Raw genomic sequence first — 26,604 nt, 5'->3', positions numbered from 1 at the left:
CCTCCTCTGAATTTCGTTTAGGTAGACATCATGAGCAAGGACGGGGCCCCCACCAGAATCAGAATAAGCAGAAATATAATCGCAAGGGGAAAAGCCATCTTCGAGGAGGCCTGCTCCCCAAGCGTCCTTGCCATCGCCTTTCTTCGTTCCCAAAGCGTTCTCGAGAGCTCCTGCAGCGAAGCGACGAACGTCTCGCCTCCCCGCCGCGAATTCATAATGACGGTTGTCGCGAACAGCTTCGCTTCGGGGACGGCGCATCGGCGTCCGAATTCCTCCATCGCCCAGGCATAGGTCTCTCCTCTCTTCAGCGATTCCAACGCATGCGAGAGCTCCAGGTAGAGAGGGTGCTCGGCAGCCGTGCCCTTCCTTCGATGGAGGCACTTCTCCAACGCTCGGAGCACGTTCTCTCCCGCGTTCACGAGGAGAAGAAGCCGGCTCAGAAGCTCGGGAAGCTCCAGAACGATCATCCTCCGCCGTTCCTCCACCCGCTTGCCGATCTCTCTCGCCCGAAGCAGCGGAAGAAGGGCCGCGACGACAATGCCTAGAACGGCCATCTCGGCTCCGCCGCCGGACAGCGCTCCCAGCAGGCCTGCCAAAAGCAAGGTCAAGTAGGAAAGGCCGATCGTTTGGGCCGCCCAGCCCGCGAGTCTCTCGTTCGAGCAGATTCCTCCGTGAAGCAGCGCCAGATGGGCTTGCGGGCGGTGAAGCCACGGCAGAATTCTGTTATTGAGCGGCGGCAGCTCCAACCAAGCGCGGAACGGCTCCGCGATCGGCGCCGGCTCCCCCTTCTTCTTATTCCTGCCGGAACGGAGAACCGCTCCCCACGTCTTTGTCTTCCAGAGCAGCCAGACATAGAGAAGAGCTAGCGCGGCCAGCCAAGTCCACCAGAAGGCCGACCTCATATCCGGATCTCCATGATTCGGTACATCCACCAGCAGCAGCCGCCGAGCAGCAGCAGACATCCCGTCAGAACAAGCCAGCCCGCTCCCTGATGCAAGCCCTCCATGTAATCTCCGGCGAAGAAGCCGAGCAGCCCGACAAAAGCGAAAGGCATGCCCATCATAAGGCTGGATTCAAGCCTCTTCTGGGCTATCAAGACGCCCAGCTCCTGCTCGACCTCCATCTTCTCCCCTATCATCGCCGAGCTTCTCCGGACGACCTCGACCAGGTCGCCTCCCGATCTCTTGCAGATGGAGAACACCTCGGCGAAGCTTCTCGCCTCCTCCAGTCCGCTTCGCGCCGCGAAATCCGTCAAAGGGGCTTCCAGAGGGTCCCCGCTCTTCGCCCGTATCCTTACCGCGCGAATTTCGCGAATAATATCCGCGTTCGGATCCCCGAGAAGCAGAACCATGTCCCCCTCCAGCGCGTCGAAGGCATTCTCCACGGAACGTCCTGCCGCAAGCAGGGAGGCCAGCGCTTGGAGCATGCTTTTGAATTGCAGGCGAAGGCGTTCTTGCCTCTGTCTCTTCAAGCGGCTCCGGAGCAAACGAGGGCCGAGCAAACCGAGCGGAGACGCCATCAGGGCGATAACGGCGTGCCGGTACATCAACCAAATGACGATACCGAATATCGCTGCCGCGACGAGAACCGCCATAACGCGTTGGGAACGGGTAAGGGGGTACTCCGAATAGTCCGTCATCGCTCCGCCTCCCTCCCTAAGCCTGCAAACCTCAGCTTCTCCGTATGAATCAAACCCTCCCGCTTCCGGAGCCCTCCCTGGATGACCCCGTTCCGTTCCCCTTCTTCCTCGAATTCGAACAGCGTGCGCAGCTCGACCTCGCCGTCGCGCATGCCCGATATCTCGCAGATCTCCGCTACCTTGCGGCTGCGGTCCCGATAGCGGCTTAAATGAACGATGACGTCGACGGCCGACGCGATCTGCTGTCTCACGACTCCGATCGGAAGATCGGCTCCGCCGAGCACCATCGTCTCCAACCTCGAAATCATGTCCTTGGCGCTATTGGCGTGTCCCGTGGATAAGGATCCCTCATGCCCCGTGTTCATCGCCTGAAGCATCTCCAACGCCTCCTCTCCCCGGACCTCGCCGACGACGATCCGGTCGGGTCTCATCCGGAGCGACGCCCGAATGAGCTCGCGCATGCCGATTCTTCCCTTGCCCTCCGAATTGGCATTGCGCGTCTCCAGCGACACCAGATTCGGAATGCTCCTTAGTTGAAGCTCGGCTGCATCTTCGATCGTAATGACCCGTTCGTCCCGCGGAATCCATTGGGACAAAGCGTTCAGGAACGTCGTCTTCCCCGAGCCGGTTCCTCCGCTGACGAACAGGTTATACTTGGCCCGGACAAGCCGCTTCAGGAAATCCGCCGCTTCCCCCGTAATCGAGCCACGTTCGATCAATCCCTCCATCAGAATAGGCTGGGCCGGGAATCGGCGAATCGTCACCGTCGGTCCTTTGAGCGCGATCGGCGGAAGCACCACATGAACCCGCGAGCCGTCCGGCAGCCTCGCGTCGACAATGGGAGAGGCCTCGTTCACCATGCGGTTCACTTGTCCGACCATCGATTGGATGAGATCCTCGAGCCTCTCCCGGCTCTCGAAGCGAATCTCCGATTCGAACAGCTCCCCCAGGCGCTCGTAGAAAATCTCCGAGTGCCCGTTAATCATGATCTCCGTCACTAGAGGGTCGTCCAGCAGCGGCTGCAGAGCATCCAAGCCTCGAAAAGAATGAAAGAGCCGATTCACCGCCGCTTGCCGTTCGACCGCCGTCAGCGCCCGGACCGTCCGGCTTGCGAACAGCTCGGACTCGATGACGCTCCTCAGCTCCTCATCCGTGAGCGCCGTCTCCCAGGAGAGCCTCGCTTTGACCGCTTCCCGAAGACTAGCTAATTCTGCTGAAGATAGCGCCTGCGTCTCCACTCGCCGCACCTCTTCTTCTGCTCGCCCGGGAAGGGCGATCCTCCTTGACCGGGCACCCCCATTCCTCGACGATCCTTTCTACCGCTCCGCAGAAAGCCGGCGCGCGAAGCAGCTTGTCGATCTCCTCGAGTCCTTTCCATTGGGGCATATAGGGAAGCCTTGCGGCGATTCGGGCTTGCGGCAAGCGCTCCCGAAGCTCTTCGCTTCCGGAAGCCTTATTAAGCAGCCACGAAGCCTTCTCGAACAGGCCCGTACTCTTGCTCTGCCAATAGCGCAACTGCTTCTCCGTCTTGCGGACGCTCATCGCTTCGGGAGTTACGAGCCAGGCAATCCGGTCGCTCATCGCAAGCAGCTCCTGGTGCCATTCCCCGCTTCCGCTGTCCGGGTCAACGACGACGACCTCATACCGCCCGCTGCCGGCGACAACTCCCAGCAGCTCCTTCATTCGCGTGGGACTCATCGCGAGGCGCTCCGCCGGATGCTCCGGCGCATCCAGGTAGTCGCCGAGCAGCACCGAATGCTGCCTGCGCCGCTTCTTCCATTCCTCCTCCATCTGGTCCGGCCGGGCTTGCAGCTCGTACAGCAAACCCGACAAGCTGTCCGGATCCCCTCGTCCGAACAGCAGGTCCGTTGCGTTCAGCGGCTCCAAATTCAAGTAGAGCGCCCGGTACCCCCTCTCTCCCAGTTGACGGACGAGGTTCATCGCCACCGTCGTCTTCCCCGCTCCGCCCGATGCGGAGAATACCGTCCAGATGGCGGCGCCGAGGCGCGGATCGGCATGGCCGCCTCTTCCCGCCGCTCCAAGCAGCTCCTCGGCCATGGAGTTCAATAACGCCGACAGCGGCCGATACATCGGAATCGTCGGCGTTCCATCCTCCAAGACGGTCCCCGCGGCCGCGCCAGCCTCGTTCCTGCCGCTCTCGCCTCTTGGCTCCGTCTCGCCGTTCGATTCTCGAAGCACCAGCATTTTGCCCATAAAGCCGCCGGCCTTTATCGCTTCCCGAGCCGCCGTCAGCATCGATTCGTGCACCGCTATCGCGTCCGCCCCCTCGCCGGAGGATAGATAACGAACCAACGCAAGCTCCTGCGTGAACGCCTTCACCTCCCACGTAGGCTGCTTCTCCTTCATATAGCGGGCGAGCTTCGCCGTATACTGCGGCTCCGGCACGGCCAGTACCCATCGTTTCACTCGAATTCTCTCCTTCCTTGGCCTTGCGGCGTCCGAGCCGGAGGACCTCCCGATCCCCATGCCGGCGAAACGCAAAAAAGCACCGCAACTCCCGAGACGCTCTCGCGCCGGAAATTGCGGTGCTTCCGCAAGCCGAATTGAATGTATGGATAAGATACCATTTCGAGGAAAATCCGTCAACCCGAATTTCGTTCCGCAATGATTAAAAATGGGAAAAGAAGGGAAAACCTAATGGCTGGCGCAAGTCCAACCCGAACAGGAGAGATCCCGATGAGAAAATACGCGCGTCTGCCGGCCTTGCTGCTGGCTATTGCTGTCCTTGCGGGAGGAGCGGCGACCGTCTCCGCCTCCGCCCCGACGCCGAGCCCAAGCCCTAGTCCGGCTCCAAGCACGGCTCCAAGCCCGGCCCCGAGCGCAAATCCAAGCCCTTCCGCCGCTCCGGCTCCGAGCTCGGCCCCAAGCGCGAACCCAAGCCCGTCTGCCGCACCGGCGCCGTCGGCGGCTCCCGAAGCCAAGACGACTTCCTTAAAGCTCAAAGGCGTCCAATTCGTCGATTCCGAACACGGCTGGACCTTCGGAACGAGCGGAGACGATAAGCGGACAAGAGTGTGGCGCACGACAAACGGCGGCAGCAAGTGGACGGAGCGCCTGCTCCATGACAACGTGCGGGAAGCCTCCTTCGCGATGGCCAACAACCGAAGAGGCTGGGCCGTCGGACCGTCGGAGTGCAGGGAGGAGTCCGGCCAAACCGTCTGCTCGAAGCTCACCATACTGAACACGCGCAACGGAGGCGAATCTTGGTCCGCCCAATGGACCAAGGAGGATCCGAAGGCAAGCGCGGATAACGAGGTCGCCGCCGTCGATTCCAGCAACGCCTTCGTCCGGACGGGTACCCGCATCTGGAGAACGGAGAACGGCGGCAGGCAATGGACGGACGTCTCCCTTCCGAACAACGAGGCCGCTCCCTACCGGATTTCGTTCCCGGACGAGAGGACCGGCTACGCGGCGGGAAGACTCGGCACGGCCTGCCCGGGACCGGGGCTCGTCCCGTCCGATTCGAACGCCGATTGCCGAACCGCCGTCTGGAAAACGAAGGACGGGGGGCGCCACTGGAGTCTGCTGTCCAACGCTCCCAAGCTGAACGGCGAATGGACTCCCGTGGACATCCAGTTCATCAATCCTCGCAACGGCTTCCTGCTGCTCGCGAATCCGAACACCCACGGATCGAAGCTGTATCATACGTCCAACGGCGGCATCAGCTGGCAGCTCCGCAATCAGCAGATCCCGGGAATCCGCCCCTACCCGGTCAAGCTGGATTTCGTAAACGCGAAATTCGGATACGTTCCGCTTAGCGTAGGCGCGGGACCGGTGGAAGGCGGGCTGCTTCATACGAAGAACGGAGGAAGCTCCTTCGCGAAGATCGAAGATCCGCGCCTCGTCAGCGTGGAGGATTCCAGCTTCCTCTCCCCTCAAGACGGATGGGTCGTCGCGATGAATCCCCGGAACCCGAGCTCCAGCCTTCTTCTCGGAACGACGGACAGCGGCCGCAGCTGGCGCGATCTGACGCCTAAATGAACGATTAGAGCCCATCCTCCGGAATTGCCGGGATGGGCTCTTTACGTTTACTTGCCTTCCTTAGCGGCGGTCTTGAAAAGTTCCCCGATGGACCCTATGCTCCCAAGCACCTCCACGGCGCTGGAAGGAAGGAATACCTTGTTCGCCGGGCCCTTCGAGATCTCCGTGAGCGCATCGAACGATTGGTACGCCAGCACTCTCTCGTCCAGTCCCGCCGCCGCAAGCAGCTCCACCCGCGTTTTCTCGGCTTCCGCCACGGCCTGAATCGCCTTCGCCTGTCCGAGCGCCTCGAGTTCCTGGGCCTGCCGCAGCCCTTCCGCCTCGCGGATGCGCGCCTCCTTGTCGCCTTCGGCCTTCAAGATTTTGCTCTGCTTGTCGCCTTCCGCCCGCAGGATCATGTCCTGCTTGGCCGCTTCGGCTTCGAGCACGATCGCCCGCTTGCTGCGCTCGGCCTTCATCTGCTTATCCATCGCTTCCTGGATGTCGGCAGGCGGCTTGATGTCGATCACCTCGACGCGCTCGATCCGCACGCCCCACTTCTCCGTCGCCTCGTCCAGCGCCAGCCGGATCTCGATCGAGATTTTCTCCCGCCCGGACAGCGTCTCGTCAAGCTCCATCTTGCCCAGGATCTGCCGCATCGTCGCCGTCGTGATGTTGCTCACGCCCGACACGTAATCGGAGATTCCGTAGGTTGCCTGCTCGGGAGCCACCACCTGGTAGAAAATAATCGTATCGATCTGAACCTGAACGTTGTCCTTCGTAATGACCGATTGGGGCGGCACGTGCGCTTGCTGGATTCGGAGGTCGTGGTTCACGCGAACGTAATCGATGAACGGCACCAGAATGTTGACGCCCGGCGTGAGAAGCCGATTATACTTCCCGAGACGCTCGACGACGCCGACCTTCTGTTGAGGCACGATCTTGATCGAGAAGCCGACAAACACGACAGCCAGCAAAAGGATCAATACGACGATAACGATGGCCACCTAGCGATTCCCTCCCCATTTTTGCACCTCTACCTGCGCCGTTCCCCTGCGAAGGACGACGACGGGCTCTCCTTTGGCCAGACGCTCATCCGAGACGGCGCTCCACAGCTCGCCCTCCACCTTGACGATGCCGGACTTGCCCTCTTCGATGTCCTCGATCACGATGCCTTGCTTGCCGATCAACCGATCGATCGCATCCTCGAACCCTTTGCCGGACTTGCGGAACCTGCGGGATAACGGCTTGGTGAAGACGGTCAGCACGCCCGCCGCGACTACGGCCGCCAGCGCCTGAACGAAGAAGGAATCCGGAGCCAGCCATGCCGCGATCGCCCCTGCGAAAGCCCCAATCGCCAACCACAGCAGGAAGAACGTCAGCGTCAAAATCTCCGCTATGACGAGCAGCAAACCGGCAATCAACCAGAGGATCGATGACTCCATGTGGGACCTCCGCCTTTTTCGGATCGAATATCGCCGTAAAATCTTGTCCACCGCCGCGGACTGCCGGCCCATTCTTGCCTCGAGGCATATATACGTCCGTCCGGGCGGGATCATTCCTGCTTTCGGGCTGCTTTTCGAAGGGATGGCGTACCATTATCCCTTTCGGTCAGGAGAGGCTGGGGTGGGTCCTTCGTCGTGCGATCATGTCGACGTGGCGTTTGACGCTGTAACGGAAGTGAGAGCCCTAATTTCTCTGCTTAGGCACGCTCTGGAAGTCTAACGGAACGCAGAGCCCTTATTCTGGGAAAAGGCTTGTATTTAGAGGCTTTTTGCCAAAATAAAGGCTCACACTTCCGTTAAAATGGGAAAAGGTCGATTTTGACGGGAATAAGGGCTCTGAGTTCCGTTACAGTCGAGGGGGGCATTGATCGTGGCGCAGGGTCGTAGGATTGTAGGATTGTCATCGGCAAGACGGAATCCTCTCCCGTCTCGCTATCGCCTTTTGCATGACCGCTTGCGACTGCCCGTTCGCATACTGCTGCCGCCGTAAATAAACCAATTAGTCTCGCAACCGGACGGATCCTCTATTTTAACCTGTAAGGTTCGTGATGCGATCGTGTTCTATCTCGGGTTTCGGAGTAACGGACATACGAGACGCTTATTTTCTATTCTATCGCTTCGAATGGAGGTTACCGACATTTAAGGGGCTCCTGTGTCCGTTAAAATCCGGAATGGTCGTAAAAAGCCGAATAAGAGTCGCTGATGTCCGTTACATAGAAATGAGGAGTGCGTCTGGAAGAAACGCCGCATCGCACAGCCGCGCGAAGGAAAAGAAGCCTCCGCTCGCTCTCCCGTTCGAACAACCGTCGCAGCCCGGTGCATAGCGCTAAAAAGCCGCCCCCGGGAGCGCCATCGCGCTAGGGAGCGGCATTTCAACATGATGCTTAGATATCCGTCGGCAGCTTGTGCCGGTTCTTGCCCTTGTCGGACTCGCCGGCGTTGCGGTTGGCTTCGTCCCGGTCCAGCTGCATCTGCTCGACCGTCTTCACCTGCTGGCGCGCGGCGCCTTGATAGCCTTCGCGCGTCGGCAACAGATTGCCCGACGCCAGGCGCTCCTTCGCTTCCGCGATGACCGCGCCGTATTGCGGCAGCCACTTCTCCTGCGCGACGAGCATCTCGTCCACCATCTGCCAGATCTCCTTCGGATTGCAGACGGCACCGACGAGAGGATCCATCATGAACGCCTGGCGAAGCAGCTTGTCGTCGCCGCTCACCGCCGCTTCGACCGCGAGGCGCTGCACGGAGATGCTGACGCTGCACACCGCGGCCGGTCCGAGCGGAAGGTCTCCGACCGTCGTCATCGAGATGCCGTTGCCGTCGACGTAGCCGGGCGCTTCGATGACCGCGTCCGCCGGAAGATTGCGGATGACGCCGTCGTTGACCACGTTGAAGTGCCCGCGATAAACCCGGCCCGTCTCGAGCCCTTCGATGATGTAGGAGCCGTGCTCGTGGCTGCGTTCGGACGGCTTGTACTCCAGCGCGGGGTCCTTCATCCAATTCGGGAAGTCGGTCTCGAACCAGTTGCGGCCTTCCGTGCAGACGCGCAGGTATCCGCCGGTCTCCCCGTTGATCCAGCTGCCGAGGTCGATCCAATCCTTGATCTCGTCCGGACGCTTGCGGTACCACGGAACGTATTCGCTGAGGTGTCCGTTCGATTCCGTGCTGTAGTAGCCGAAGCGCCGCAGCATGTCGATCCGGACCTTCTCGGTGCGGCTGAAGTCTTCATGCTTCTCGAAGGCTTCGAGCAGCTTGCCCGTCAGGTCTTCGCCCTTGTGCTTGATCTGGACGTACCAGGTTTGATGGTTGATGCCCGCGCAGACGATATCGACCTCTTCCATCTCCAGTCCGAACGCCTGCGCGATCTGCCAATGGCCGCCCTGCACGCCGTGGCACAGGCCGACCGTCCGGATGCCGCCGTACTTGTTGCAGGCCCAAGTGAGCATCGCCATCGGGTTCGCGTAGTTGAGCAGAAGAACGTCCTTGGCCGCCGCTTCCCGGATATCCTTGCAGATATTCAGCATCTCTTGAATGCCGCGCTGCCCGTACATGATGCCGCCCGCGCAAAGCGTGTCGCCCACGCATTGGTCGACCCCGTATTTAAGCGGAATGTCCACGTCCGTCGCGAACGCCTCCAAGCCGCCGACGCGAATCGTGCAGATCACGTACTTCGCGTCCTTCAGCGCTTCCCGGCGGTCGATCGAAGCTTGAATCCGGATCGGCAATCCGTTCTCCTCGATGTCTCTCTGGCACAGCTCGGTCACCATCTCCAGGTTATGGGGATTGATGTCCGTAAAAGCAACCTCGATGTTATGGAACTCCGGCACGCTGAGCAGGTCGCGCAGCAAGCCGCGGGTGAAGCCGATGCTGCCCGCTCCGATGAACGCAATTTTAAATGACATCGCTATAACGCCTCCGTGGACTCGTTTCTTCAATGAACGACTTTCTCTTTCATTGTATCGACGCAGCCGACAAGAGCGTTATCAATATCGTGACTTCCTGTGCGCGCAGCTGTCAGAAATCCTCACTTTTATCCAAGTCCCAGCGATGGGTGTCCCGCAATCCCCGAAACTCGACCGGAGTAAGTCCCGTATATTTCTTGAATAGTGCGTGGAAATACGGCCTGCTGCCGACGCCGACGTATTCCGGGATATCCGACACCGGAATGTCCGTCTGCCGGAGCAGCATCCGGGCTTTCTTCATTCTAAGATCCGTCAAATATTCGACCGGCGTCCGTCCCGCCTGCGCCTTGAAGATCCGCTGCAGATAGCCGGGGTGCAAGCTGACGGCCGCCGCGATATCCTTCACTTGAATCTCCCGGTCGTAATTCTGGTGAAGGTATTCGATCGCTTGCCGGACGTATTGCTCCGCCGGAAGAGAATCGCCGCCGAGGGACTCCGAACGCAATCTTCCTATGCGGATGATCAGCTGGGAGAGCAGCAGTTGAATCATCGCCCCGTCGGAGGAGCCGTTCCTGTCCAGCTCGAGAACGAGGCTTCTCAGCGTATGGTAGACATCCTCCGGATCGCGAAGCACCGCGTACGGCTCCGGCTCGGCCAGCAATCCGCGAAGCGCCTTTTCTTCGACGGACAATTGTTTAAAGGAGGGAACCGGTCCCGCCCAATCGACCCGATGAAATTCGATGTTGAGCATCCGGCACTTGTCCGCGACGATCAGGCGATGAGGGGCGTCGGCGTTAAGAACGACGAATTCGCCCTTTTTCATAAAGATCGAAACCGGGTTGTCCGAGGGCGTCGCCGCGAGCTCCACCCGGCAAGTGCCGGAGATGACGTACATGATCTCGGTGGACGGGTGCCGATGGTAGTCCATCTCGAACCGGTTCCATTCCTTGAAGTAGTAGGCATGCACCCGAGGCTGATATTGTCCTTCCAGCCACTCCGCCGGAAATAAGCTTATGGTCAAAGTCGCCAGGCTCCCTTGCGCGAGTTTCCTCCTATTCTAACCGATCGGCCCGTGAAAAGAGTAGACCCGGTGGAAGCGCCTCAAATTATCACGTATACTAATTAAAGTGTTGAAGACAACGACAGAAGGTGACCGAATTGGAAGACTTGAAACAGGCTTACGAAACGCTTGGACTTCCGGAGACCGCTACCAAGGAAGAGCTGGAGAATCGGTTCTTCCTCTTGACGCGCCGGGCCCGCGCCCAGAAGATGAGGGAAGGCGGAGATACGCCCGCCGAAGAAGCCGTGGACTTGGACAAGATCAGCGAAGCCTACCGTTTTATCCGCGATTACGAGGAGAACCAGGCCAAAGCGGAGTTCACCGCCCAGGAATACGGCAAATTCAAGGGCATGGCGAACAAAGCCCAGAAATGGGATCACTTTTTCCACTATTATAAATTTCACATGCTTATCGGACTTATCGTTCTCGCTTTGATCGGTTACGGAATCAAGGCTTTTGTCGATCATCGGGAGGAGCAGGCGAGATTGGCCAAGCTGCCGCCGATCGACCTGTCCGTCATGTTCTACGGGGAATTCTTCTACGGGGAGAGCTTCGGCGCCGACACGGAGCCGCTTGGCGAGGAGATTCTGAAGCGGTTCCCGGACTGGAAGCGCGTGAAGGCCGAGCTTACCTACGTCCCTAGCGAGGTTCGCAGCGAGCAGGATATGGCCCTCATTCAGAAAAGCGTGATCGTCTTGCTCGACAACAAGTCGGACCTGTTCATCGTGGACAAGGCGAACTTCGAGAAACTCGCCAACCAAGGCTTCTTCCTTCCTCTCGACTCTTACGAGGGCGCCGGCGCCGGGGAGCTGCCGCAGGATGGGGACTCGCAGGCCATCGTCTACCAGCCGGTCGATTCGAACGGACAACCCGAGCCCTCTCTGGACGAAGCCGTATATGCGATCGACTTGTCCGAAACGCCGCTCGGCGATGAGCTGGGCGTGAACGGAACCGGCCAGTATTACGCCGCCATCAAAGCCTCCGCCGCCAACCCGGAGAAGGCCGCTCAGTTTATTCTTCACTACTTGAACGAAGCCGAATAAGCGTTATGGCATGTGCGGATGGCTTCCGCCGTTGATCGAGTCGAGGCTCGCGACGGCGGAAGCCTTTTTCTTGCGCGCTAAATCGAAATGCCTATTATGGGCGGGCGTTCGCGGAACCTGAGTTTGATCTGTGCGTTTGCCTCGGTCATCCGAATGTCCCCGGTCATAAGATGACAGGGTGATACACAATCCTACTTCCACGGTGGTGATAACGCATGAGTTACCCAGTTGCAGGCGCCAGCTACGGCGGCATGGGAGCAGCAGCTTTCGCTCTCGTACTGTTCATCCTGTTGGTCATCATCCTGAAGGCAGGCTACTAATTCGCGGACATTCCACACGAGGCTAACCTCACCCCATCGCGTCCTTGCGGCGCGGTGGGCTTTTTTTATCGCCGCTTGCAATTTAGGATCATTATGTGAAAATAGAGAAAACGCCGGGAGACGAGGAGCGAAGCTCGTTGAGCAAATGGCTGTTGTCGATCCTTTATCTGATCGTATCCCTGTTCCTGACCAGGCTGATTCCCTTCTCGGCCTTCTTCCGCAATCTCGATACGATGGTTCACGAATTCAGCCACGCGGCTACGACCCTGCTCTTGTCCGGAAGCGTGCTCAGCGTCGAGCTGCACGCCGATCACAGCGGAGTGACGTATTTCCGATTGGCCTCCTCGTGGAGCCATCTTCCCATTGCGCTCTCGGGCTACATAGGCGCCTCATTGTTCGCCCTTCTGCTGTTTTATCTCCAAAGCGCGGGGAAGCAGAAGCTCGGGCTTTGGCTCATGACGGGAATCGCCCTGGCGCTGCTCGCGTTCTACGTCCATTCGGGCTTCGGCTTTAGGTGGCTCATCGGGTTCATCGCTTTAAACGCGCTGGTCCTATTCCAGAAGAAGGACTGGATCCGAAGCGTTTATTACGGGCTTCTCGCTTTCCTGACGCTTGAGGAATCGGCGATGGGGCCTTTCACGCTCGTGCTGAATTCCCTTGACGGCTCCCGGAGCGCGGGCGACGCTTCCTCGCTGGAGCGGATTACCGGCTTGCCGGCTCTTCTCTGGTCGATCCTCTTCCTGTTGTTCGCTCTGGCTTGCGTCGGCCGGTCGCTGCAGCTGTTCGTTCGAACCGTGAGCGGCCCCTCCGCCGCTGCGGCGAAACGAAGGGACGGCATTTGGCCCAAGCGGCGAATGGACGTATAATAGGACGGTATGTTTAAACGGGGGGATTCCTACATGAGCAAAATCAAGCTGCTGACCACCGGCGGAACGATAGCGATGTCTCACGACGCGAGCACGGGCAAGGTGGATCGCCCGACGAACGACGTGTTATCCGGATGGCTGAACGGGGAGATCGAGGTCGTCTCCGAGGACGTATGCAACAAGTCAAGCCCTCAGATGACCCTGACGGAACTGAACGCCCTGCTTCGGGCGGTTCGGGACAGCCTCGCGAACCCGGAGATCGACGGGGTGGTCGTCACCCACGGCACCGATACGCTGGAGGAGACGGCCTACTTCCTGGATCTTCAGCTCCCTTGGGGCAAGCCGGTCATCGTCACCGGAGCGATGAAGGCGTCCAATGACGCGGGAACCGACGGCCCGGTCAATCTGATGAGCGCCGTCTATGCGGCCGCAAGCGGGAACGCGCGCTCCCGCGGCGTGCTCGTCGTCATGCAGGATCAGATCCATGCGGCGCGTTATGTCACGAAGACGCATACGTCCAGCCTGCTCGCCTTCCAATCCCCGGAGTCCGGCCCGATCGGCTGGGTGCGGAACGGCAAGGCGGAGTTCCGCTACTCCATGGAACCCGCCGCAAGCTACGAGGACGCGGCGGTTCTCTCTCTCGGCTCCGTCTTCCTCGTCAAGGCCGTGCTCGACATGGGAGCGGACTGGCTGGAGTTCGCGCTCTCCAAGGGGGCCGAAGGCATCGTCCTTGAAGCGTTCGGCCAAGGCAACGTCCCTCCTTCCCTTCTGCCCGGAATCGAACGGGCGATCGCGGCGGGGATTCCGGTCGTTCTGGTCAGCCGCTGCATCGGCGGAGAGCCGCAGGGCACTTACGCCTATGAAGGCGGAGGAGCGATGCTCACGGAGCTCGGCGTCGTCTTCGCCCGCGGGCTGAACGGGCCGAAAGCCCGCTTGAAGCTGGCCGTGCTTCTGGCTTCGAAGAAGAACGCGGCCGAGATCAAGGCCGCGTTCGAATAACGACTAGGGTCCGGGAACAGCCCACGCTGCCATCCCGGACCCTTTTGCATGCGCCTTTACGGCCCCTTTCCTTGTTCGACGGCTCTTTGTATAATGAGGGCACATCAATCGAAAGAAGTCGAAGCGGGTGGCGCATGGGATTCCTTTACTACTTTGCTCAATGCAGCGCGTTGATGGTCAGTTTCGTTTTCCTGCTGAGATGGATTTACCCCTATTATGCCCGCCAGTCCAAGAGAATGCAGGAGGTCATCTTCGGACTCCTCTTCGGAATCATGGGAATCGTCGCGATGTCCTTCCCTTACCATATGGGCCTGCGGCTGGACGTTCGGCTCGAATGCCTCTTTTTCTCCGGCGTTTTCGGGGGGCCTCTATCCGTTCTATTGACGACTCTGCTCATCGGAATCTTCAGGCTGTTCCTCGGAGGGTACCTTCTGCCCGGATTAGCCTTGATCGCCAGCGGAGCCTTGATCGGCCTTGCCGCTTACCGGCTCCGTCGCGAACGGCCCGGAGTCTTAAAGAAATACGCGGTGCTGTTCGGCTTGCTTCTCGGCGTCCAATCCATCCTCTGGGTACGCCTCGGTTCGATCCGGGTCGACAGCGACTACACAGGCCAATATTTCGTGCCGTACGTCCTTTTCCATGCCTTTGCGATTCCTTTCTTCTATTCTCTGATCTCATACGCCATCAAGAGAATCGAAATCGAGAAGCAGCTGCGGATCAGCGAAAGCTCTCTGCTTCATTACAAGGAGCATCTCGAAGAGCTCGTCGAGGCCCGCACGGCCGAGCTGGAGAGCAAAAACGTTCAGCTCGAGGAGGCCAAGGAAGCGGCGGAGGCGGCGGACCGCGCCAAAGGGGAATTCCTGGCCAACATGAGCCACGAGATCCGCACCCCGCTGAATGCGGTGATCGGACTCGGCAATCTCTTGCAGCGTACGTCGCTTAACGAACAGCAGAAGGGCTATGTGGACAAGACCATCCTGTCGGCCAAGAACCTTCTCTCGCTCATTGACGATATTCTCGACTTCTCCAAAATCGAAGCGGGCAAGGTCGTTCTCGAACGAATCGAATTCGATCTCGGCGAGACGTTGAATCGAATCTCGAACCTCATCGGCATCAAGGCCCATGACAAAGGACTGAAGCTGAGCTTCTCGATCCATCGCGACGTCCCTCGGCTGCTGGTCGGCGACCCGTTCCGGCTGAATCAGGTGCTCCTGAACCTATCCGACAATGCCGTCAAATTCACCGACCGCGGGGAGGTCGTCTTGGGGGTCGCCGTCTTTAGCAGGGACGATGCGGAAGTCCTGCTCGAGTTCACCGTCGCCGACACGGGAATCGGCTTCTCCGACGAGCAGCGTTCGAAGCTGTTTCAGGTTTTCACCCAAGCCGACATGTCCACGACCCGCGTATACGGAGGAACGGGACTCGGTCTCGTCATCAGCCGGAATCTCGCGACGCTGATGGGCGGCACGATCCGGGCCGAGAGCGAAGTAGGCGTCGGGAGCCGTTTCTCCTTCACCGCCCGGTTCGGCCTTGCGGAAGGTTCGGCGCTTCCGGACAAGCCGGTTGACGTTCCGATGCTTGCGCTAAGCATCCTGATCGTCTGCGACAATCCCGAGACGAAGCTGATGCTGAAGGGACAGCTGGAACCGTTCGGCTTCGCCGTCCGCACGACCGGCAGCGGATCCGAAGCCTTGGTTCTTCTGAATCGTCCGGAACGCTTCGATCTGGTGATGATCGACCGGAAGCTTCGCGGCGAGAATGCGGTCCGGCTGGCCGAGAAACTTCGGCTGGACGCGGCTAAGTCCGTAGGAGCGATCGTTCTCGTCAGCGCCGATCGCGAGCCTGACAGGAACGAACCGGTCCAATCCTCCGCCGTCGAGAAAGTGCTGCAATATCCGCTAAGCCGGTCCCAGCTCTATAACGAAATCGCGAGAATGTTCCCGGCTCTCGATCGCGGGATCAAACCCTAACCGAGAAGTGGACGACCTCGCACATAAAGAAAGGACGTTTCCAAACCGTTATGCCGGCTTGGAGACGCCCTTCTTTATTAGCGGCGACCGCCGCCCATGCCGCCCATGCCGTGACCCGTATTCGCGGCGGTCACGCCAGACTCGTTAACCCATGTAGAGTTGCTCTCGAGCTGGAACTCCACGACCTTCGTTCCGCCGGAGTACTGGCCGTCCGTATATAAGCCGTTGCTCTCCGTGCCGGTCGACGATCCGCCGGAATAGAGCGCGTACGTCTCGCCTTGCTTCAGGTCCGGCGAGCTGATGACGAAGGACGAGTAATCCTTGGCCGGAGCGAAGGTAACGATCGCGTTGCCCGCGCCGTCCTCCAAGTGAACGAGCGTTCCGGCCGCTTGGGTCGCCGAGTAAGTCATGATCATCGAGGATTGGCCGGAATCCTCCGCGGTCGTCTGAGCCATGCCGGAGCTGCCGGCGCCGATCAGGAAGCCGCCGCTCATCGTGAACGTGCCGTCGTAATCGAGCGTTCCGTTGCCGTCGTTCGTCGGTCCGTTGACGATGACGGTGCCGCCGCTCATCTCGATCGAACCGTTGGAATCCAATCCGTCCCCGCCGGCGTTCACCGTGAGGGTGCCGCCGCTGATGCGGACCATGGCGTCCGTGCCGGATCCGTTGACTCCGTCATCGCTTGCGACGATGCTAGCGTCTCCGCCCGAGACGAGGATGGTCTCTCCTTCGAGCCCTTCATAGCTGCTTTCGACGGTAAGCTTGCCGCCCGCGATCGTCAGGGCCGTGTCGGCATGGGCCGCATCGTCGCCGGACTTGATCGCGATCTCTCCGCCGTTCACCGTCGCGGCGCCGTTGCTGTGGATGGCGTCTTCCTTGGAATCGATCGCGATGCTGCCCGAGTTGATGACGAGGTTCGTGCCGGCCTTCAGGCTCTTGGCGCTCGTCGACTCCTCCGTACCCGCATCGTAGGTAGAATCGCTTTCCTCCGTCGTCGTCGTATCGGTCGCCGTCGTATCCGTTGCCGCCGTATCCGTCGCCGCCGTAACGATCGCGGGATCTGCGTTTGCAGTCGTTACGGAAGCCTTCGTCGCAGTCGTTGTCCCGTTATCCGGAGCCGCCGGCGGCTGGCCGTCCGTGCCGGACCAGTCCGGGCGCGTTCCGCCGTCCGGACGCATGCCGCCGCCGAAGCCTTGGCCCATTCCTCCCGGACCGCTCTCGACCTTCGCTTCGGCGTTCGCGCTGCCGCCGCCCGTCACGATCGTATAGGTGCCGCCGTCGATCAGCAGCGTCGTTTCGGCTTGAATGCCGTCGTTGCCGGCTTTAATATCTAACGCGCCTCCGGCGATCGCGATGACGCCCTTGTCCGCGTCTTCGTCGTTGGTCGACTTCATCGCGTCTCCGGCGGCGTCGATCGCGATCGTGCCGGCTTGCACGGCCAGCAGGTCGCGTCCGACGATGCCGTCGTCCGCCGCCTTGATCGCGATGCTGCCGTCCGCGATCAAGAGGTCGTCCTTGCCGGTGATTCCGTCCTTGTAATTCGCGTTGACCGTCAGGCTGCCCGTGCCGTTGATCGACAGGTCGGCCTTGCTGAAGATCGCCGCGCTAGGCTCGTCGGAACCGGCGTCCAAAGCGTATTCCGCGCCGTCGGTTACCGTATTCTCGGTTCCGTCCGCCAGCGTGATCACCGCTTTGTCCGCGGACTTCACGTAGATCGGGGCGCTGTCGCTATCCGCGAGGCTCGCTCCGTTCAGCACGAGCCGGACCGTATCCTCTTCGCCGGCTTCGACGACGATCTGGCCGTCGCTGAGCGTACCGCTGAGGACGTAAGTGCCCGCCGCGGCAATCGTGACCGAGCCGTTCTCGGCCGTCGCGCCCGATCCGCTGACCGTGGCGCTCGTTCCGTTCAGCGTTATCGAGGTCGAACCGTCCGCGCTCCAAGCGGAATTCGTATCTTCTTCGAACGCGACCAGGTCGGCCATCTTAAGCTCGGTCGGCGCGCTTGCCGCCGCGGTTTCATAGGACGTCGTCGCGGCCTGCCCCGCGGCAGCCGGTTCCGTGCTCCCGCCATTCGTCGTCGCGGCATTGCTGCATCCGGCCAGGATCGCCAGGCTCAGCAGGAGAATGGCCGTTTTTCTTTTCGTCGTCAGTTCTTTCATAGGAAATCCATCCTCTCGGGTATGAATGATGCCGTTAATATTCCGGTGTCGGACTCATCGTCAGCGACAGGTCGAGGTTGCCGTTTCTCGCCCGGATCTCGTCCAGGAACTCCTTCTGGTTGATCCGCTCGCTAAGCGTGACGTTGTACACGAGCTCGTACAGGCTGCCCAGCTCGGTGGTGCGGATCTTCTTCAGCTCGTAAGGAACGCCGAACTTGCCGAACACTTCGTCGAACGCCTCCTCGTAGCCCAGGTTTTCCGGAATGGTCACTTTCAGCGTCTTGACTTGCGTTTTTCTGGCTCCGAAGTTATAGCGGTTTAGAACGAACATCAAGATGCACAGAATAAGGGTAAACAGGACGGCATAGGCGAAATGCTCGGTTCCGCACGCCAGGCCGGCCGCCATCGTGAACAGGACGTACGTGATATCCTTCGGATCTCCGGGAGCGCTTCGGAAGCGAATGATGGAGAACGCGCCGGCCAAGCTGAAGGCGCTGGCGATGTTGCTGCCGATCAGGAGAATGATGATCGCGACGATGACGGGAAGCACGACCATCGTCAGGGCGAAGCCTTGCGCGTAGCCGGCTTGGTTCGTTTTCATGTAGGTAAGGCTGATGATTCCGCCTAATGCGATGGATATGAAAATCGTGAGCAGGGCGGACGTTAACGTAAGTTCGGCCGAGGTCGTCGTACCGGTAAAAAGCGATTCAAGCATATGCGATAGTCTCCTTCGTCGACTGTTGGTTTTTGAGCATTTTCTTATATTCGTTGCCGTATTTCGAGAAGCTCGTGCGGTACAGCCCGTGCTCGGAGAGCAGCTTCGACAGCCAGAACGGAACCGTCTTCTCCGCCTTCACTTCCATGAGCCATTGGCCTTCCTCGAGCAGCTGCTCCCCGTAATCGCCTAGCTCCAGCTTAAGATCGTAGCGCCTGCAGCGGATGTTCGTATCGAACGTGATTCGAAGATCCCGGCTGCGCTTGTCGAACAACGCTTTGCGCTCGTAGCTCAGATACAGCTTCGGCCTAAGATCCCCGTACATTCTTAAGATGTAGTCGATCTCGTTCACGACCTGCCGGTTCATATAGCTCTTAAGCTCCGGCGCCTCCTTCGTGCGGACGAATTCGTAGGCTTCGTTCAGCTTGAGAGCCGTTCTTCGCTTGTTCACGAGCCCGTTCACTTTCTTCTTGATCTCCAGGTACACCTTCGAATCCTCGTTGGGCACCCCGTACGCCCGGAGCCGGAGCTTCTCCTTGTACTTAGGCTTCATCAGGCTTGTCCGGATCATCGTGTCGTGCTCGGTATCGAAGTACAGGTTGCTGATCGAGTAAAACTCGTTCTTGTTGTATTCGTCCTTCTCCATATACTCAAGCAGCGCGTTATAAAAGGTAAGGTACTTCTCGCGGTTCATCAGGTATTTGTTCTCGTGGCGGTTAAAAACCTCGATAGCCATAGGGCCACCCTTCCTCTCGTGTAAAGTGTTGCTCGCTTGCCATGTCCGTATCTTATCCCCCGAACCTTTAACGAAGCTTAAACGAGTTTACATTCCGATAACATTTCAAATTTTCGCCGGTTATGCCGTTAAGGTTTATTAAAGGTAGCGTTAATATAATGAGAGCGCATAAGAGGAAGCCAAACGATAGAGGATGAAGAACCGATGAGAATATTAATCGTAGAAGACGAGCAGCATCTCGCCGAGGCTCTCGCGCAAATTCTGAGAAAAAACCATTACTCGGTCGATGCGGTCCATGACGGAAGCTCGGGCTTGGATTACGCGCGAAGCGGGATATACGATCTGATTCTGCTCGACATCATGATGCCGGAGATGGACGGAATCTCCGTGCTGAAGGAGCTGCGCAAGGGCGGCGACTCCACGCCGGTCATTCTGCTGACGGCCAAAGGAGAAGTGGACGACAAGATCGCGGGATTGGATCACGGGGCGGACGATTACGTCGCCAAGCCGTTCTCGACCGGCGAGCTGCTGGCCCGGATTCGGGCGGCGCTGAGACGCAAGGGCGAGGTCGTTCCGGAGGGCGCGCTGAAGTTCGGAGACATCGAGCTGAACACGTCGAACCTGAAGCTTAGCGCGGGCGGCAAGGAAATCAAGCTGAACCTGAAGGAGAGCGAGTTGCTCGAGCTTCTTATTCTAAGGAAGCAGGCCGTGACCTCCAAGGAGCAGATCATCGAGAAGCTGTGGGGATTCGATTCGGAGGCGGAGCATAACAACGTGGAAGTATACGTATCTTTCCTGCGCAAAAAACTGACCTTCCTGGATTCGAGCGTGCGCATCGGCACGATTCGAGGATTGGGATACGTGCTCGAGGGGAATGCCTAATGTTCAAAAAGCTGCGGAATCGGCTTCTGGTCGTCAATCTCGTCATTTTCTCGATTATTATGCTGGTTGCCTTCGCCGCCATCTATACGATTACCTATAACAACACCCAGAACGATATCCGAATGGATCTGTCCCGCGCGACGGATTCTTATCACAAGATCAACGACGGTCCCCGCGGGGGACGGATGGGAGATCCCGCGTACGGCAGCGGGATCTCCGGGATGCCTCCCAAGGATAACGTCGGCATGGCCCCGATCGAGCGTTCGCTGTCGTTTATGGCGATGACCGACAAGGATGGCGCGCTGACGGGAAGCAAGTCCCAATTCGAGGTCGACGACGAGCTGCTCGAGCTTGCCCTTGGGGAGGCTTGGTCGAGCGGCAAGGATACGGGGCAATTTACGCTGGACGGCAGCCGTTGGGCATTCTCGCGCGAGAGATCGATCGACGGCGGGTACATGTTCGTCTTCCTGGACGTCAGCGCCCAGCAGAAAATCCTGACCAACCTCATCTATACGTTTCTCGCGGTCGCGCTGGCGATGCTTATCGTCATCTTCTTCGTGAGCCGCTACTTCGCCAACCGCTCGATCGCTCCGATCAAGGAAGCGTTCGACAAGCAGAAGCAATTCATCGCCGACGCGTCGCATGAGCTCAAGACTCCGCTTACTATCATCAACACGAACACGGACGTTCTTCTGGCCAATAGCGAAGATACGATCCGGAATCAGTCGAAGTGGCTCCACTATATCAAGTCGGAGACGGAGCGCATGACCAAGCTGACGAACGATCTGCTTTTCCTCACCCAAATGGATGATACTCGGGAAGAGCTGCTCGTTGCCGCCTTCGATATCAGCGACGCGATCGAAAGCATCATCCTGACGATGGAAGCCGTCGTTTACGAGAAGCGCATCCGTCTCGATTACGAGATCGAGCCCCATCTGACGATGGTCGGGAGCAGCGAGCAAATCAAACAGGTCGTCATGATCCTTCTCGACAACGCGATCAAATACACGAAGCCGGAGGGCTCCGTCTCGCTCTCGCTGAAGAAGCAAGCCGGGGAAGTCGTCCTGTCGGTTACGAACACGGGAGACGGGATCGCGCCGGAGCATCTGACCCGGATCTTCGACCGCTTCTACCGGACGGACTCTTCCCGCGCGCGCAAGCAAGGAGGCTACGGGCTGGGCCTCGCCATCGCCAAATCGATCGTCGAGCGGCACAAAGGACGCATCGTCGCCCGCAGCGTCCTTGGGGAGTCGACCTCGTTCAGCGTATACTTGCCAAGGAAAAATTCCGATTCCTAACAATCGCCAAACAATAAATGGACTTTAGGCCCATGCGAAGAAGAGATTTCCAAACGATTTTCCTATAGAATGGGAGTGCGATGGACTCACTTAAGCGGTCCGCAACTCACAGAACATAAGGAGACTTGTAGGGAATGACAACCCAGCACATCCATCCGTTTCTGGAATCAGCCAGCAACATCTTGGGCATGTTCCAATTCTCTCCGCGCATCGGAGAGGCCGCCGAACAAGCGAAGCCGCTGGACGGCAAGGAAGTGATCACGGTCATCGGGGTCACGGGGCATCTTCGAGGACAAGTGTACACCGGAATGTCGACCGCCGACGCGCTTCGGATCGTATCCGGCATGATGGGAGGAGCGACGGTCGCCGAGTTCGACGACATGGCCCTGAGCGCGATATCCGAGCTGGCCAACATGATCTGCGGGAACGCGGCCATCCAGCTCTCCCAGGGAGGAGTTACGCTGGATATCTCACCTCCGACCATTATTACCGGCAGCGGTCTCGGAGTGGCAGCCTCCAGGATGAAGACGGTGTCCGTTCCGATCCATATGGACGGCATGGACGGGTTGGAGATCTGCATGGCTCTGGAAGTATAATAGACGCAATCGATTGGGAGGCAGCTAAGAATGGCAAAAATATTGGTCGTCGACGACGCGGCTTTTATGCGGATGATGCTCCGGGACATTCTTCTTAACGGGGGACACGAGGTGGTCGCCGAAGCGGCCAACGGCCTTGAAGCGGTCGAGCAGTATTCGATCTGCAAGCCGGACCTCGTCACCATGGATATTACGATGCCCGTCATGGAGGGGATCGACGCGGTGAAGCAAATCAGGCAAAACGATCCGAACGCCAAAATCATCATGTGCTCCGCGATGGGCCAGCAAGGGATGGTCGTCCAGTCGATTCAGGCGGGAGCGCGGGACTTCGTCGTCAAGCCTTTCCAAGCGGAACGGGTATTGGAGGCTATCGGCAAGGTATTGGCTTAAGGGCAGCTCGCTTTAAAGATCGGGAACAAGGCGGCATGCGGGAGTTTCTCCCCTAGCCGCCTTGTTCCGTTTTGATCTTGCGATACGCATAGAGGCAACGGGCGCTCGGCTCACGCGAAGAGAGAAACGATCTCCCGCTCGTCGACGCGGACGAGTCCCAAATCCGTGATTTTGAGCCCGGGGCTGACCGGGAGGGAATGGGTGCTGAAGGACATGATCGGAGTGTAATGCTCGTAGCCGAGTCCGATCATCGCTTCGACCAGGCGAGAGGCGTCCTCCGCCACCTGCTCCAGCGGCTCCTCCGACAGGATCCCCCCTACTGGCAGCTTCAGCATCGCGAGTACCCGGCCATTCTCCGTTACGCAATAGCCCCCCTGATGCTTGATGACCTCGTTGGCTGCCAGCAGCATATCCTCCGCGTTGCGACCGACGACGATCAGGTTATGGTTGTCGTGAGAGTAGGTCGTCGCGATCGCTCCACGCCCGATCGTGTTCCCTCCTACTAGGCCTAGTGCCCGGTTGCCGGACGTTCGGCCGTACCGCTCGAAGGTGGCGACCAGGGCATAGGGCGATTCCTGCCACCTAACCTCACCGCCTCGAACCGCGAACTCGTCGATGCGCTCCTCCGTGAAGAAGGTGCCGTCCGCGACGGTCATCGTCCGGCAGCGGATCGTTCCCTCCTCGGCCGGCGCCTTCAGGACGAGGTCCGCTGCGACTAGCGGCGCCAGCTTCACGCTCTCGTAGAAGTCGTCGGGGAACTGCCTCAGCTGAAGCTGCTGCGGATACTCCTCCCGGCTGTCGAACGCCTTGGCGCCGTTCTTGTACACTTCATCGATTCGGAACTCGTCCAGGCTAGAGAGGAGAACAAAATCCGCTATCTTGCCCGGAGCGATGCTTCCGCGGTCGCTCAGCCGCATCCTCCTCGCGGGAGTGAACGTTCCGGCGTAGATGGCGTCCTCGGGAGCCATTCCCATGCCGATCGCCTTGCGCAGCAGATGGTTCAGATGCCCTTTCTTGACGAAGTCGTCCGGCATGACGTCGTCCGTCACGAAGCAGAAATGCTCGGATACCGGCTCCGAGATCAAGTAATCCATTACCTCCCGGGTCATCGAGAGCTCCTGTACCTGTACGAAAACCCCGGCCTTGATTCTCTCGTCCAGGCCGCGAACGGTCTGCTGGGTATGGTCCGAATCGACGCCGGCGAAGACGAAGCGGCTCAGCTCCGTCCCCAGCAAGCGCGGGACGTGGCCTTCGACGATCAGCTTCGGGTGATGCTGCAGGATATGGTTCAGGATGCGGTTCGTCTTGCAGTCCGGCTCGTGGACGACCTCCATGTAGTTCATGATCTCCCCGAGGCAGATCACCCTGTCCTCTGGGAGCAGCGCCTCGATGTCCTCGAGCTCGATGCGGCCGCCGGACGTCTCCAGCTCCGTCGCCGGCACCGAGCTCGGTATCGCGTAGTAGATGTCGACGGCGCAATTCTTGCTCGCCTTGATCATCTCCCGGACTCCCCGGAGCCCGAACACGTTGGCCATCTCGTGCGGCTCGGCGACGATCGTCGTTACCCCGTTCGGCAGAAGTCCGTAGGAGAACGAGCTCGGCGTCACCATCGTGCTCTCGATGTGCATGTGGATGTCGATCAGCCCCGGAATCATGTAGCGGCCGCGGCCGTCGACCGTCCTCGCGGCGTCGAACTCCTCGGCGCCCGCCTCTCCGACATGGAGGAATCTCCCGTCGAGAATGGCGGCGTTGCCTTTATAGAATCGCTTCATGTACGCATTGAAGATATTCACGTTCGTGACGAGCAGGTCGGCTCGGATCATGGCGGTTCCTCCCGGATTCTCTATTGTTGTCGCAATCAATCTGCTGTAAGATGGTGAACAAACGACAGACGAAGGTGGACATCATGAACTTATTCGCGAAATTAACCGAATCTTATGACAATAAGACGAACCTGGACCGTTTGGCTTCCCGGTTTCATGCGCTCAGCGAGATTGGCGCGACGCCGGACTTCGGAGCGACTCGCGTCGCCTATTCTCCGGAAGACAGGCAGGCGAAGGAGCTTCTCAAGGGCTGGATGCGAGAGGCGGGCCTTCGAGTCCGCGAGGACGCCGTCGGCAACGTCTTCGGGCTGCTGGAAGGCTCGCGGCCGGAGCTTCCGATCGTGCTAGCCGGCTCGCATATCGATACCGTTCCGAACGGCGGCCACTTCGACGGCGTCGCCGGCGTTCTGACCGCGTTGGAGGTGGCCCAACGCTGGAAGGAGCAAGGCTACGCCCCGATCCGAGGGCTGGAGGTCGCCGCCTTCGCGGACGAGGAAGGCTCCCGCTTCCATGCCAGCCTGACCGGCAGCCACTTCATGATGGGCGAGCTCGATCTCGAAGCGGTCAAGCACTATCGCGACGATGATGGCCTCGGCTTCGAGGAAGTGCTGCGGGCGGACGGACTCGATGCCGCCCGGGCCCATGAAGCGGCCCGCAAGCCGGACGAGCTCCACGGCTACGTCGAGCTTCATATCGAGCAAGGCCAGGTGCTGGAGAAGCAAGGCCTTCCCGTCGGCATCGTGAACGGCATCGCCGGTCCCGCCTGGCTCGACATGAGATGGACCGGCCGCGCCTCCCACGCCGGAACGACGCCGATGGGCATGCGTTCCGACGCGCTGGCGGGCGCCGGCGAATTCGTTGCCGTGCTGGACAGCCTTCCGGAGGCGTTCAGCCCGACCGCCGTCGCGACCGTCGGCAAGTTCGACGTCTACCCGAACGGAAGCAACGTCATCCCCGGCGAGGTCAAGCTGGTCGTCGACGTGCGCGATATCGATCTCGGGAGCCGAGACCGGCTGATCGACGAGATCGTTCGAGTCGCGCAAGAGATCGCGGCCAGGCGCGGGCTTCAGGTTAGCTGCGACGTCAACATCAAGATCGACCCGACGCCGATGTCCCCGCTCCTCATGGCCTGCATTCGCCAAGCCGTGGAACGGGAAGGCTTGCCCGCCTTCGAGCTGACGAGCGGCGCCGGCCACGACGCGATGGTAATCGGACGGCGGGTGCCGACCGGCATGATCTTCGTCCGCTGCCTCGAAGGCATCAGCCATAATCCCGCGGAATGGGCGTCGCTGTCCGATCTCGCCGTCGGGCTGAGGGTGCTGGACGATACGCTTAAGCAGCTGGCCTCTTCCCCGTAAACCGGAATCACCCGCCCCGTCTCGCGAATTCGCGGCACGGACGCGGGTGATTCGGTTTCCTAGACGTTCGCTTCCGGCCGGATCCGCTTGAGGAATTGCTTCGTGCGCTCCTCCTTCGGATTGTTGAAGAGCTCGGACGGCGCGCCTTCCTCTACGATGACGCCTTGATCCATGAACACGACGTGGTTCGCGACTTCCTGCGCGAAGCTCATCTCGTGGGTCACGATGATCATCGTGATGCCTTCCTTCGCGATCTGGCGAATAACGCCCAGAACCTCTCCGACGAGCTCCGGATCGAGCGCCGACGTCGGCTCGTCGAACAGAATGACGTCCGGATTGAGCGCCAAGGCGCGCGCGATGCCGACCCGCTGCTGTTGTCCGCCGGACAGCTGGCTCGGGTAGGCATCGAGCTTCGCGCCGAGGCCGACCTTTTCCAGAAGCGCGATGCTTCTCCGTTTCGCTTCTTCCTTCGGAACCTTCTGCGCGATGACGAGGCCCTCCATGACATTCTGCAGGGCGGTCTTGTTCTTGAACAGGTTATAGTGCTGGAATACCATCGCCGACTTCTGCCGCAGAGAGTGGACGTCCTTCTTGTGCGGGCGCTTGCAGCGGAAATGGAAATCCCCGATCGAGATCTCCCCGTCTCCCGGCTTCTCCAGGTAGTTGATGCAGCGGAGCAGCGTCGTCTTGCCCGAGCCGCTCGGCCCGAGAATCGCCACGACCTCGCCCTTGTTCACGACCAGGTCGATGCCCTTGAGCACCTCGTGCTTGTCGTACGATTTCTTGATGCCGGCGAGCTTGATCATTCTTCGTCACCTCGATTGTTCATGCGCGCATCCATGACCCTCACTCCTTGATTAGTACT

Annotated in this window: 24 protein-coding genes; 11 read left to right on the top strand and 13 right to left on the bottom strand. The window is 59.6% G+C overall.

Annotation, left to right across the window (positions count from 1 at the left end):
* Positions 1–17: 17 nt before the first annotated feature.
* Genes H7B67_RS05445 through H7B67_RS30750 form a run of 4 tightly spaced genes read right to left on the bottom strand, consistent with a single transcriptional unit; the run spans position 18 to position 4,066 of the window.
* A complete protein-coding gene (locus tag H7B67_RS05445) occupies positions 18–902 on the bottom strand; it encodes a type II secretion system F family protein (protein ID WP_185118782.1) in 885 nt (294 codons plus the stop codon).
* Positions 899–1,639: a type II secretion system F family protein gene (locus H7B67_RS05440; RefSeq protein WP_185118781.1), complete on the bottom strand. Its 741-nt coding sequence runs from the start codon at positions 1,637–1,639 to the stop codon at positions 899–901. The genes H7B67_RS05445 and H7B67_RS05440 overlap by 4 nt, the downstream gene beginning before the upstream one ends.
* The gene (locus H7B67_RS05435; RefSeq protein WP_185118780.1) at positions 1,636–2,877 is read right to left on the bottom strand and encodes an ATPase, T2SS/T4P/T4SS family; all 1,242 of its coding nucleotides are present in this window, start codon (positions 2,875–2,877) and stop codon (positions 1,636–1,638) included. The genes H7B67_RS05440 and H7B67_RS05435 overlap by 4 nt, the downstream gene beginning before the upstream one ends.
* Positions 2,840–4,066, bottom strand: coding sequence for a nucleotide-binding protein (locus H7B67_RS30750; protein ID WP_185118779.1), 1,227 nt, complete (start codon positions 4,064–4,066; stop codon positions 2,840–2,842). Before H7B67_RS30750 ends, H7B67_RS05435 begins: the two co-directional genes overlap by 38 nt.
* 270 nt (positions 4,067–4,336) lie before the next feature.
* Here H7B67_RS30750 and H7B67_RS05425 point away from each other — a divergent pair, with 270 nt between their 5' ends.
* Entirely contained in the window at positions 4,337–5,641 is a 1,305-nt protein-coding gene (locus H7B67_RS05425) for a WD40/YVTN/BNR-like repeat-containing protein (protein ID WP_185118778.1), read from the top strand.
* A 47-nt stretch (positions 5,642–5,688) separates the two neighbouring features.
* Here H7B67_RS05425 and H7B67_RS05420 read toward each other — a convergent pair whose 3' ends face one another.
* The 4 genes from H7B67_RS05420 to H7B67_RS05405 all read right to left on the bottom strand — a co-directional run bounded on the left by H7B67_RS05420 (position 5,689) and on the right by H7B67_RS05405 (position 10,545).
* Positions 5,689–6,627: an SPFH domain-containing protein gene (locus tag H7B67_RS05420; RefSeq protein ID WP_185118777.1), complete on the bottom strand. Its 939-nt coding sequence runs from the start codon at positions 6,625–6,627 to the stop codon at positions 5,689–5,691.
* Positions 6,628–7,065 carry an NfeD family protein gene (locus tag H7B67_RS05415; RefSeq protein WP_185118776.1) on the bottom strand — a complete coding sequence of 146 codons (438 nt, stop codon included), beginning with the start codon at positions 7,063–7,065 and terminating at the stop codon, positions 6,628–6,630. It abuts the gene before it with no gap.
* 944 nt (positions 7,066–8,009) lie between these two features.
* Positions 8,010–9,524, bottom strand: a complete 1,515-nt coding sequence (gene melA, locus H7B67_RS05410; protein WP_185118775.1) for an alpha-glucosidase/alpha-galactosidase — start codon at positions 9,522–9,524, stop codon at positions 8,010–8,012.
* 112 nt (positions 9,525–9,636) lie between these two features.
* On the bottom strand, positions 9,637–10,545 hold the full coding sequence (locus H7B67_RS05405; protein ID WP_245363590.1) for an AraC family transcriptional regulator: 909 nt from the start codon (positions 10,543–10,545) through the stop codon (positions 9,637–9,639).
* A gap of 137 nt (positions 10,546–10,682) precedes the next feature.
* Here H7B67_RS05405 and H7B67_RS05400 point away from each other — a divergent pair, with 137 nt between their 5' ends.
* The 5 genes from H7B67_RS05400 (at position 10,683) to H7B67_RS05380 (ending at position 15,782) form a co-directional block, all read left to right on the top strand.
* Positions 10,683–11,627 carry a J domain-containing protein gene (locus H7B67_RS05400; protein WP_185118774.1) on the top strand — a complete coding sequence of 315 codons (945 nt, stop codon included), beginning with the start codon at positions 10,683–10,685 and terminating at the stop codon, positions 11,625–11,627.
* Positions 11,628–11,842: 215 nt separating this feature from the next.
* Positions 11,843–11,947, top strand: coding sequence for a sporulation protein YjcZ (locus tag H7B67_RS05395; RefSeq protein WP_185118773.1), 105 nt, complete (start codon positions 11,843–11,845; stop codon positions 11,945–11,947).
* 137 nt (positions 11,948–12,084) lie between these two features.
* On the top strand, positions 12,085–12,813 hold the full coding sequence (locus H7B67_RS05390; RefSeq protein WP_185118772.1) for a M50 family metallopeptidase: 729 nt from the start codon (positions 12,085–12,087) through the stop codon (positions 12,811–12,813).
* A 33-nt stretch (positions 12,814–12,846) separates the two neighbouring features.
* Positions 12,847–13,812: an asparaginase gene (locus tag H7B67_RS05385; RefSeq protein ID WP_185118771.1), complete on the top strand. Its 966-nt coding sequence runs from the start codon at positions 12,847–12,849 to the stop codon at positions 13,810–13,812.
* A 134-nt stretch (positions 13,813–13,946) separates the two neighbouring features.
* Entirely contained in the window at positions 13,947–15,782 is a 1,836-nt protein-coding gene (locus tag H7B67_RS05380; RefSeq protein WP_185118770.1) for an ATP-binding protein, read from the top strand.
* Positions 15,783–15,859: 77 nt separating this feature from the next.
* Here H7B67_RS05380 and H7B67_RS05375 read toward each other — a convergent pair whose 3' ends face one another.
* The 3 genes from H7B67_RS05375 to H7B67_RS05365 are packed head-to-tail and all read right to left on the bottom strand — an operon-like array spanning position 15,860 to position 19,392.
* Entirely contained in the window at positions 15,860–17,941 is a 2,082-nt protein-coding gene (locus H7B67_RS05375; protein ID WP_185118769.1) for a carbohydrate-binding domain-containing protein, read from the bottom strand.
* Positions 17,942–17,975: 34 nt separating this feature from the next.
* Positions 17,976–18,656, bottom strand: coding sequence for a DUF4956 domain-containing protein (locus H7B67_RS05370; RefSeq protein ID WP_185118768.1), 681 nt, complete (start codon positions 18,654–18,656; stop codon positions 17,976–17,978).
* Positions 18,649–19,392, bottom strand: a complete 744-nt coding sequence (locus tag H7B67_RS05365) for a polyphosphate polymerase domain-containing protein (RefSeq protein WP_185118767.1) — start codon at positions 19,390–19,392, stop codon at positions 18,649–18,651. The genes H7B67_RS05370 and H7B67_RS05365 overlap by 8 nt, the downstream gene beginning before the upstream one ends.
* A 204-nt stretch (positions 19,393–19,596) precedes the next feature.
* Here H7B67_RS05365 and H7B67_RS05360 point away from each other — a divergent pair, with 204 nt between their 5' ends.
* The 4 genes from H7B67_RS05360 (at position 19,597) to H7B67_RS05345 (ending at position 22,558) form a co-directional block, all read left to right on the top strand.
* Positions 19,597–20,274 (top strand): response regulator transcription factor, encoded by a 678-nt coding sequence (locus H7B67_RS05360; protein ID WP_185118766.1) that lies wholly within the window; start codon positions 19,597–19,599, stop codon positions 20,272–20,274.
* Positions 20,274–21,572, top strand: coding sequence for a sensor histidine kinase (locus H7B67_RS05355; protein WP_185118765.1), 1,299 nt, complete (start codon positions 20,274–20,276; stop codon positions 21,570–21,572). The genes H7B67_RS05360 and H7B67_RS05355 overlap by 1 nt, the downstream gene beginning before the upstream one ends.
* A gap of 134 nt (positions 21,573–21,706) precedes the next feature.
* Positions 21,707–22,168 (top strand): chemotaxis protein CheX, encoded by a 462-nt coding sequence (locus H7B67_RS05350; protein WP_185118764.1) that lies wholly within the window; start codon positions 21,707–21,709, stop codon positions 22,166–22,168.
* A 30-nt stretch (positions 22,169–22,198) separates the two neighbouring features.
* Entirely contained in the window at positions 22,199–22,558 is a 360-nt protein-coding gene (locus tag H7B67_RS05345; RefSeq protein ID WP_185118763.1) for a response regulator, read from the top strand.
* Between the two features lie 110 nt (positions 22,559–22,668).
* Here the strand turns inward: H7B67_RS05345 and H7B67_RS05340 are convergent, their stop codons facing one another.
* Positions 22,669–24,378 carry an adenine deaminase C-terminal domain-containing protein gene (locus H7B67_RS05340; RefSeq protein WP_185119225.1) on the bottom strand — a complete coding sequence of 570 codons (1,710 nt, stop codon included), beginning with the start codon at positions 24,376–24,378 and terminating at the stop codon, positions 22,669–22,671.
* Positions 24,379–24,464: 86 nt separating this feature from the next.
* Here H7B67_RS05340 and H7B67_RS05335 point away from each other — a divergent pair, with 86 nt between their 5' ends.
* Positions 24,465–25,739, top strand: a complete 1,275-nt coding sequence (locus tag H7B67_RS05335) for a Zn-dependent hydrolase (protein WP_185118762.1) — start codon at positions 24,465–24,467, stop codon at positions 25,737–25,739.
* A 59-nt stretch (positions 25,740–25,798) separates the two neighbouring features.
* Here H7B67_RS05335 and H7B67_RS05330 read toward each other — a convergent pair whose 3' ends face one another.
* Entirely contained in the window at positions 25,799–26,545 is a 747-nt protein-coding gene (locus H7B67_RS05330) for an amino acid ABC transporter ATP-binding protein (protein WP_185118761.1), read from the bottom strand.
* Between the last annotated feature and the right edge of the window lie 59 nt (positions 26,546–26,604).

Source organism: Cohnella thailandensis, from assembly GCF_014212135.1.
Classification (GTDB): domain Bacteria; phylum Bacillota; class Bacilli; order Paenibacillales; family Paenibacillaceae; genus Cohnella; species Cohnella thailandensis.
This window is presented reverse-complemented; position numbering and strand designations above follow the sequence as displayed.

Bases quoted from the DNA above. Each gene is read 5' to 3' on its own strand.
- H7B67_RS05445 (WP_185118782.1), bottom strand. From the start codon at position 902: ATGAGGTCGGCCTTCTGGTGGACTTGGCTGGCCGCGCTAGCTCTTCTC.
- H7B67_RS05440 (WP_185118781.1), bottom strand. From the start codon at position 1,639: ATGACGGACTATTCGGAGTACCCCCTTACCCGTTCCCAACGCGTTATG.
- H7B67_RS05360 (WP_185118766.1), top strand. From the start codon at position 19,597: ATGAGAATATTAATCGTAGAAGACGAGCAGCATCTCGCCGAGGCTCTC.
- H7B67_RS05395 (WP_185118773.1), top strand. From the start codon at position 11,843: ATGAGTTACCCAGTTGCAGGCGCCAGCTACGGCGGCATGGGAGCAGCA.
- H7B67_RS05355 (WP_185118765.1), top strand. From the start codon at position 20,274: ATGTTCAAAAAGCTGCGGAATCGGCTTCTGGTCGTCAATCTCGTCATT.
- H7B67_RS05425 (WP_185118778.1), top strand. From the start codon at position 4,337: ATGAGAAAATACGCGCGTCTGCCGGCCTTGCTGCTGGCTATTGCTGTC.
- H7B67_RS05335 (WP_185118762.1), top strand. From the start codon at position 24,465: ATGAACTTATTCGCGAAATTAACCGAATCTTATGACAATAAGACGAAC.
- H7B67_RS05415 (WP_185118776.1), bottom strand. From the start codon at position 7,065: ATGGAGTCATCGATCCTCTGGTTGATTGCCGGTTTGCTGCTCGTCATA.
- H7B67_RS05375 (WP_185118769.1), bottom strand. From the start codon at position 17,941: ATGAAAGAACTGACGACGAAAAGAAAAACGGCCATTCTCCTGCTGAGC.
- H7B67_RS05380 (WP_185118770.1), top strand. From the start codon at position 13,947: ATGGGATTCCTTTACTACTTTGCTCAATGCAGCGCGTTGATGGTCAGT.
- H7B67_RS05365 (WP_185118767.1), bottom strand. From the start codon at position 19,392: ATGGCTATCGAGGTTTTTAACCGCCACGAGAACAAATACCTGATGAAC.
- H7B67_RS05330 (WP_185118761.1), bottom strand. From the start codon at position 26,545: ATGATCAAGCTCGCCGGCATCAAGAAATCGTACGACAAGCACGAGGTG.
- melA (WP_185118775.1), bottom strand. From the start codon at position 9,524: ATGTCATTTAAAATTGCGTTCATCGGAGCGGGCAGCATCGGCTTCACC.
- H7B67_RS05370 (WP_185118768.1), bottom strand. From the start codon at position 18,656: ATGCTTGAATCGCTTTTTACCGGTACGACGACCTCGGCCGAACTTACG.
- H7B67_RS05345 (WP_185118763.1), top strand. From the start codon at position 22,199: ATGGCAAAAATATTGGTCGTCGACGACGCGGCTTTTATGCGGATGATG.
- H7B67_RS05350 (WP_185118764.1), top strand. From the start codon at position 21,707: ATGACAACCCAGCACATCCATCCGTTTCTGGAATCAGCCAGCAACATC.
- H7B67_RS05385 (WP_185118771.1), top strand. From the start codon at position 12,847: ATGAGCAAAATCAAGCTGCTGACCACCGGCGGAACGATAGCGATGTCT.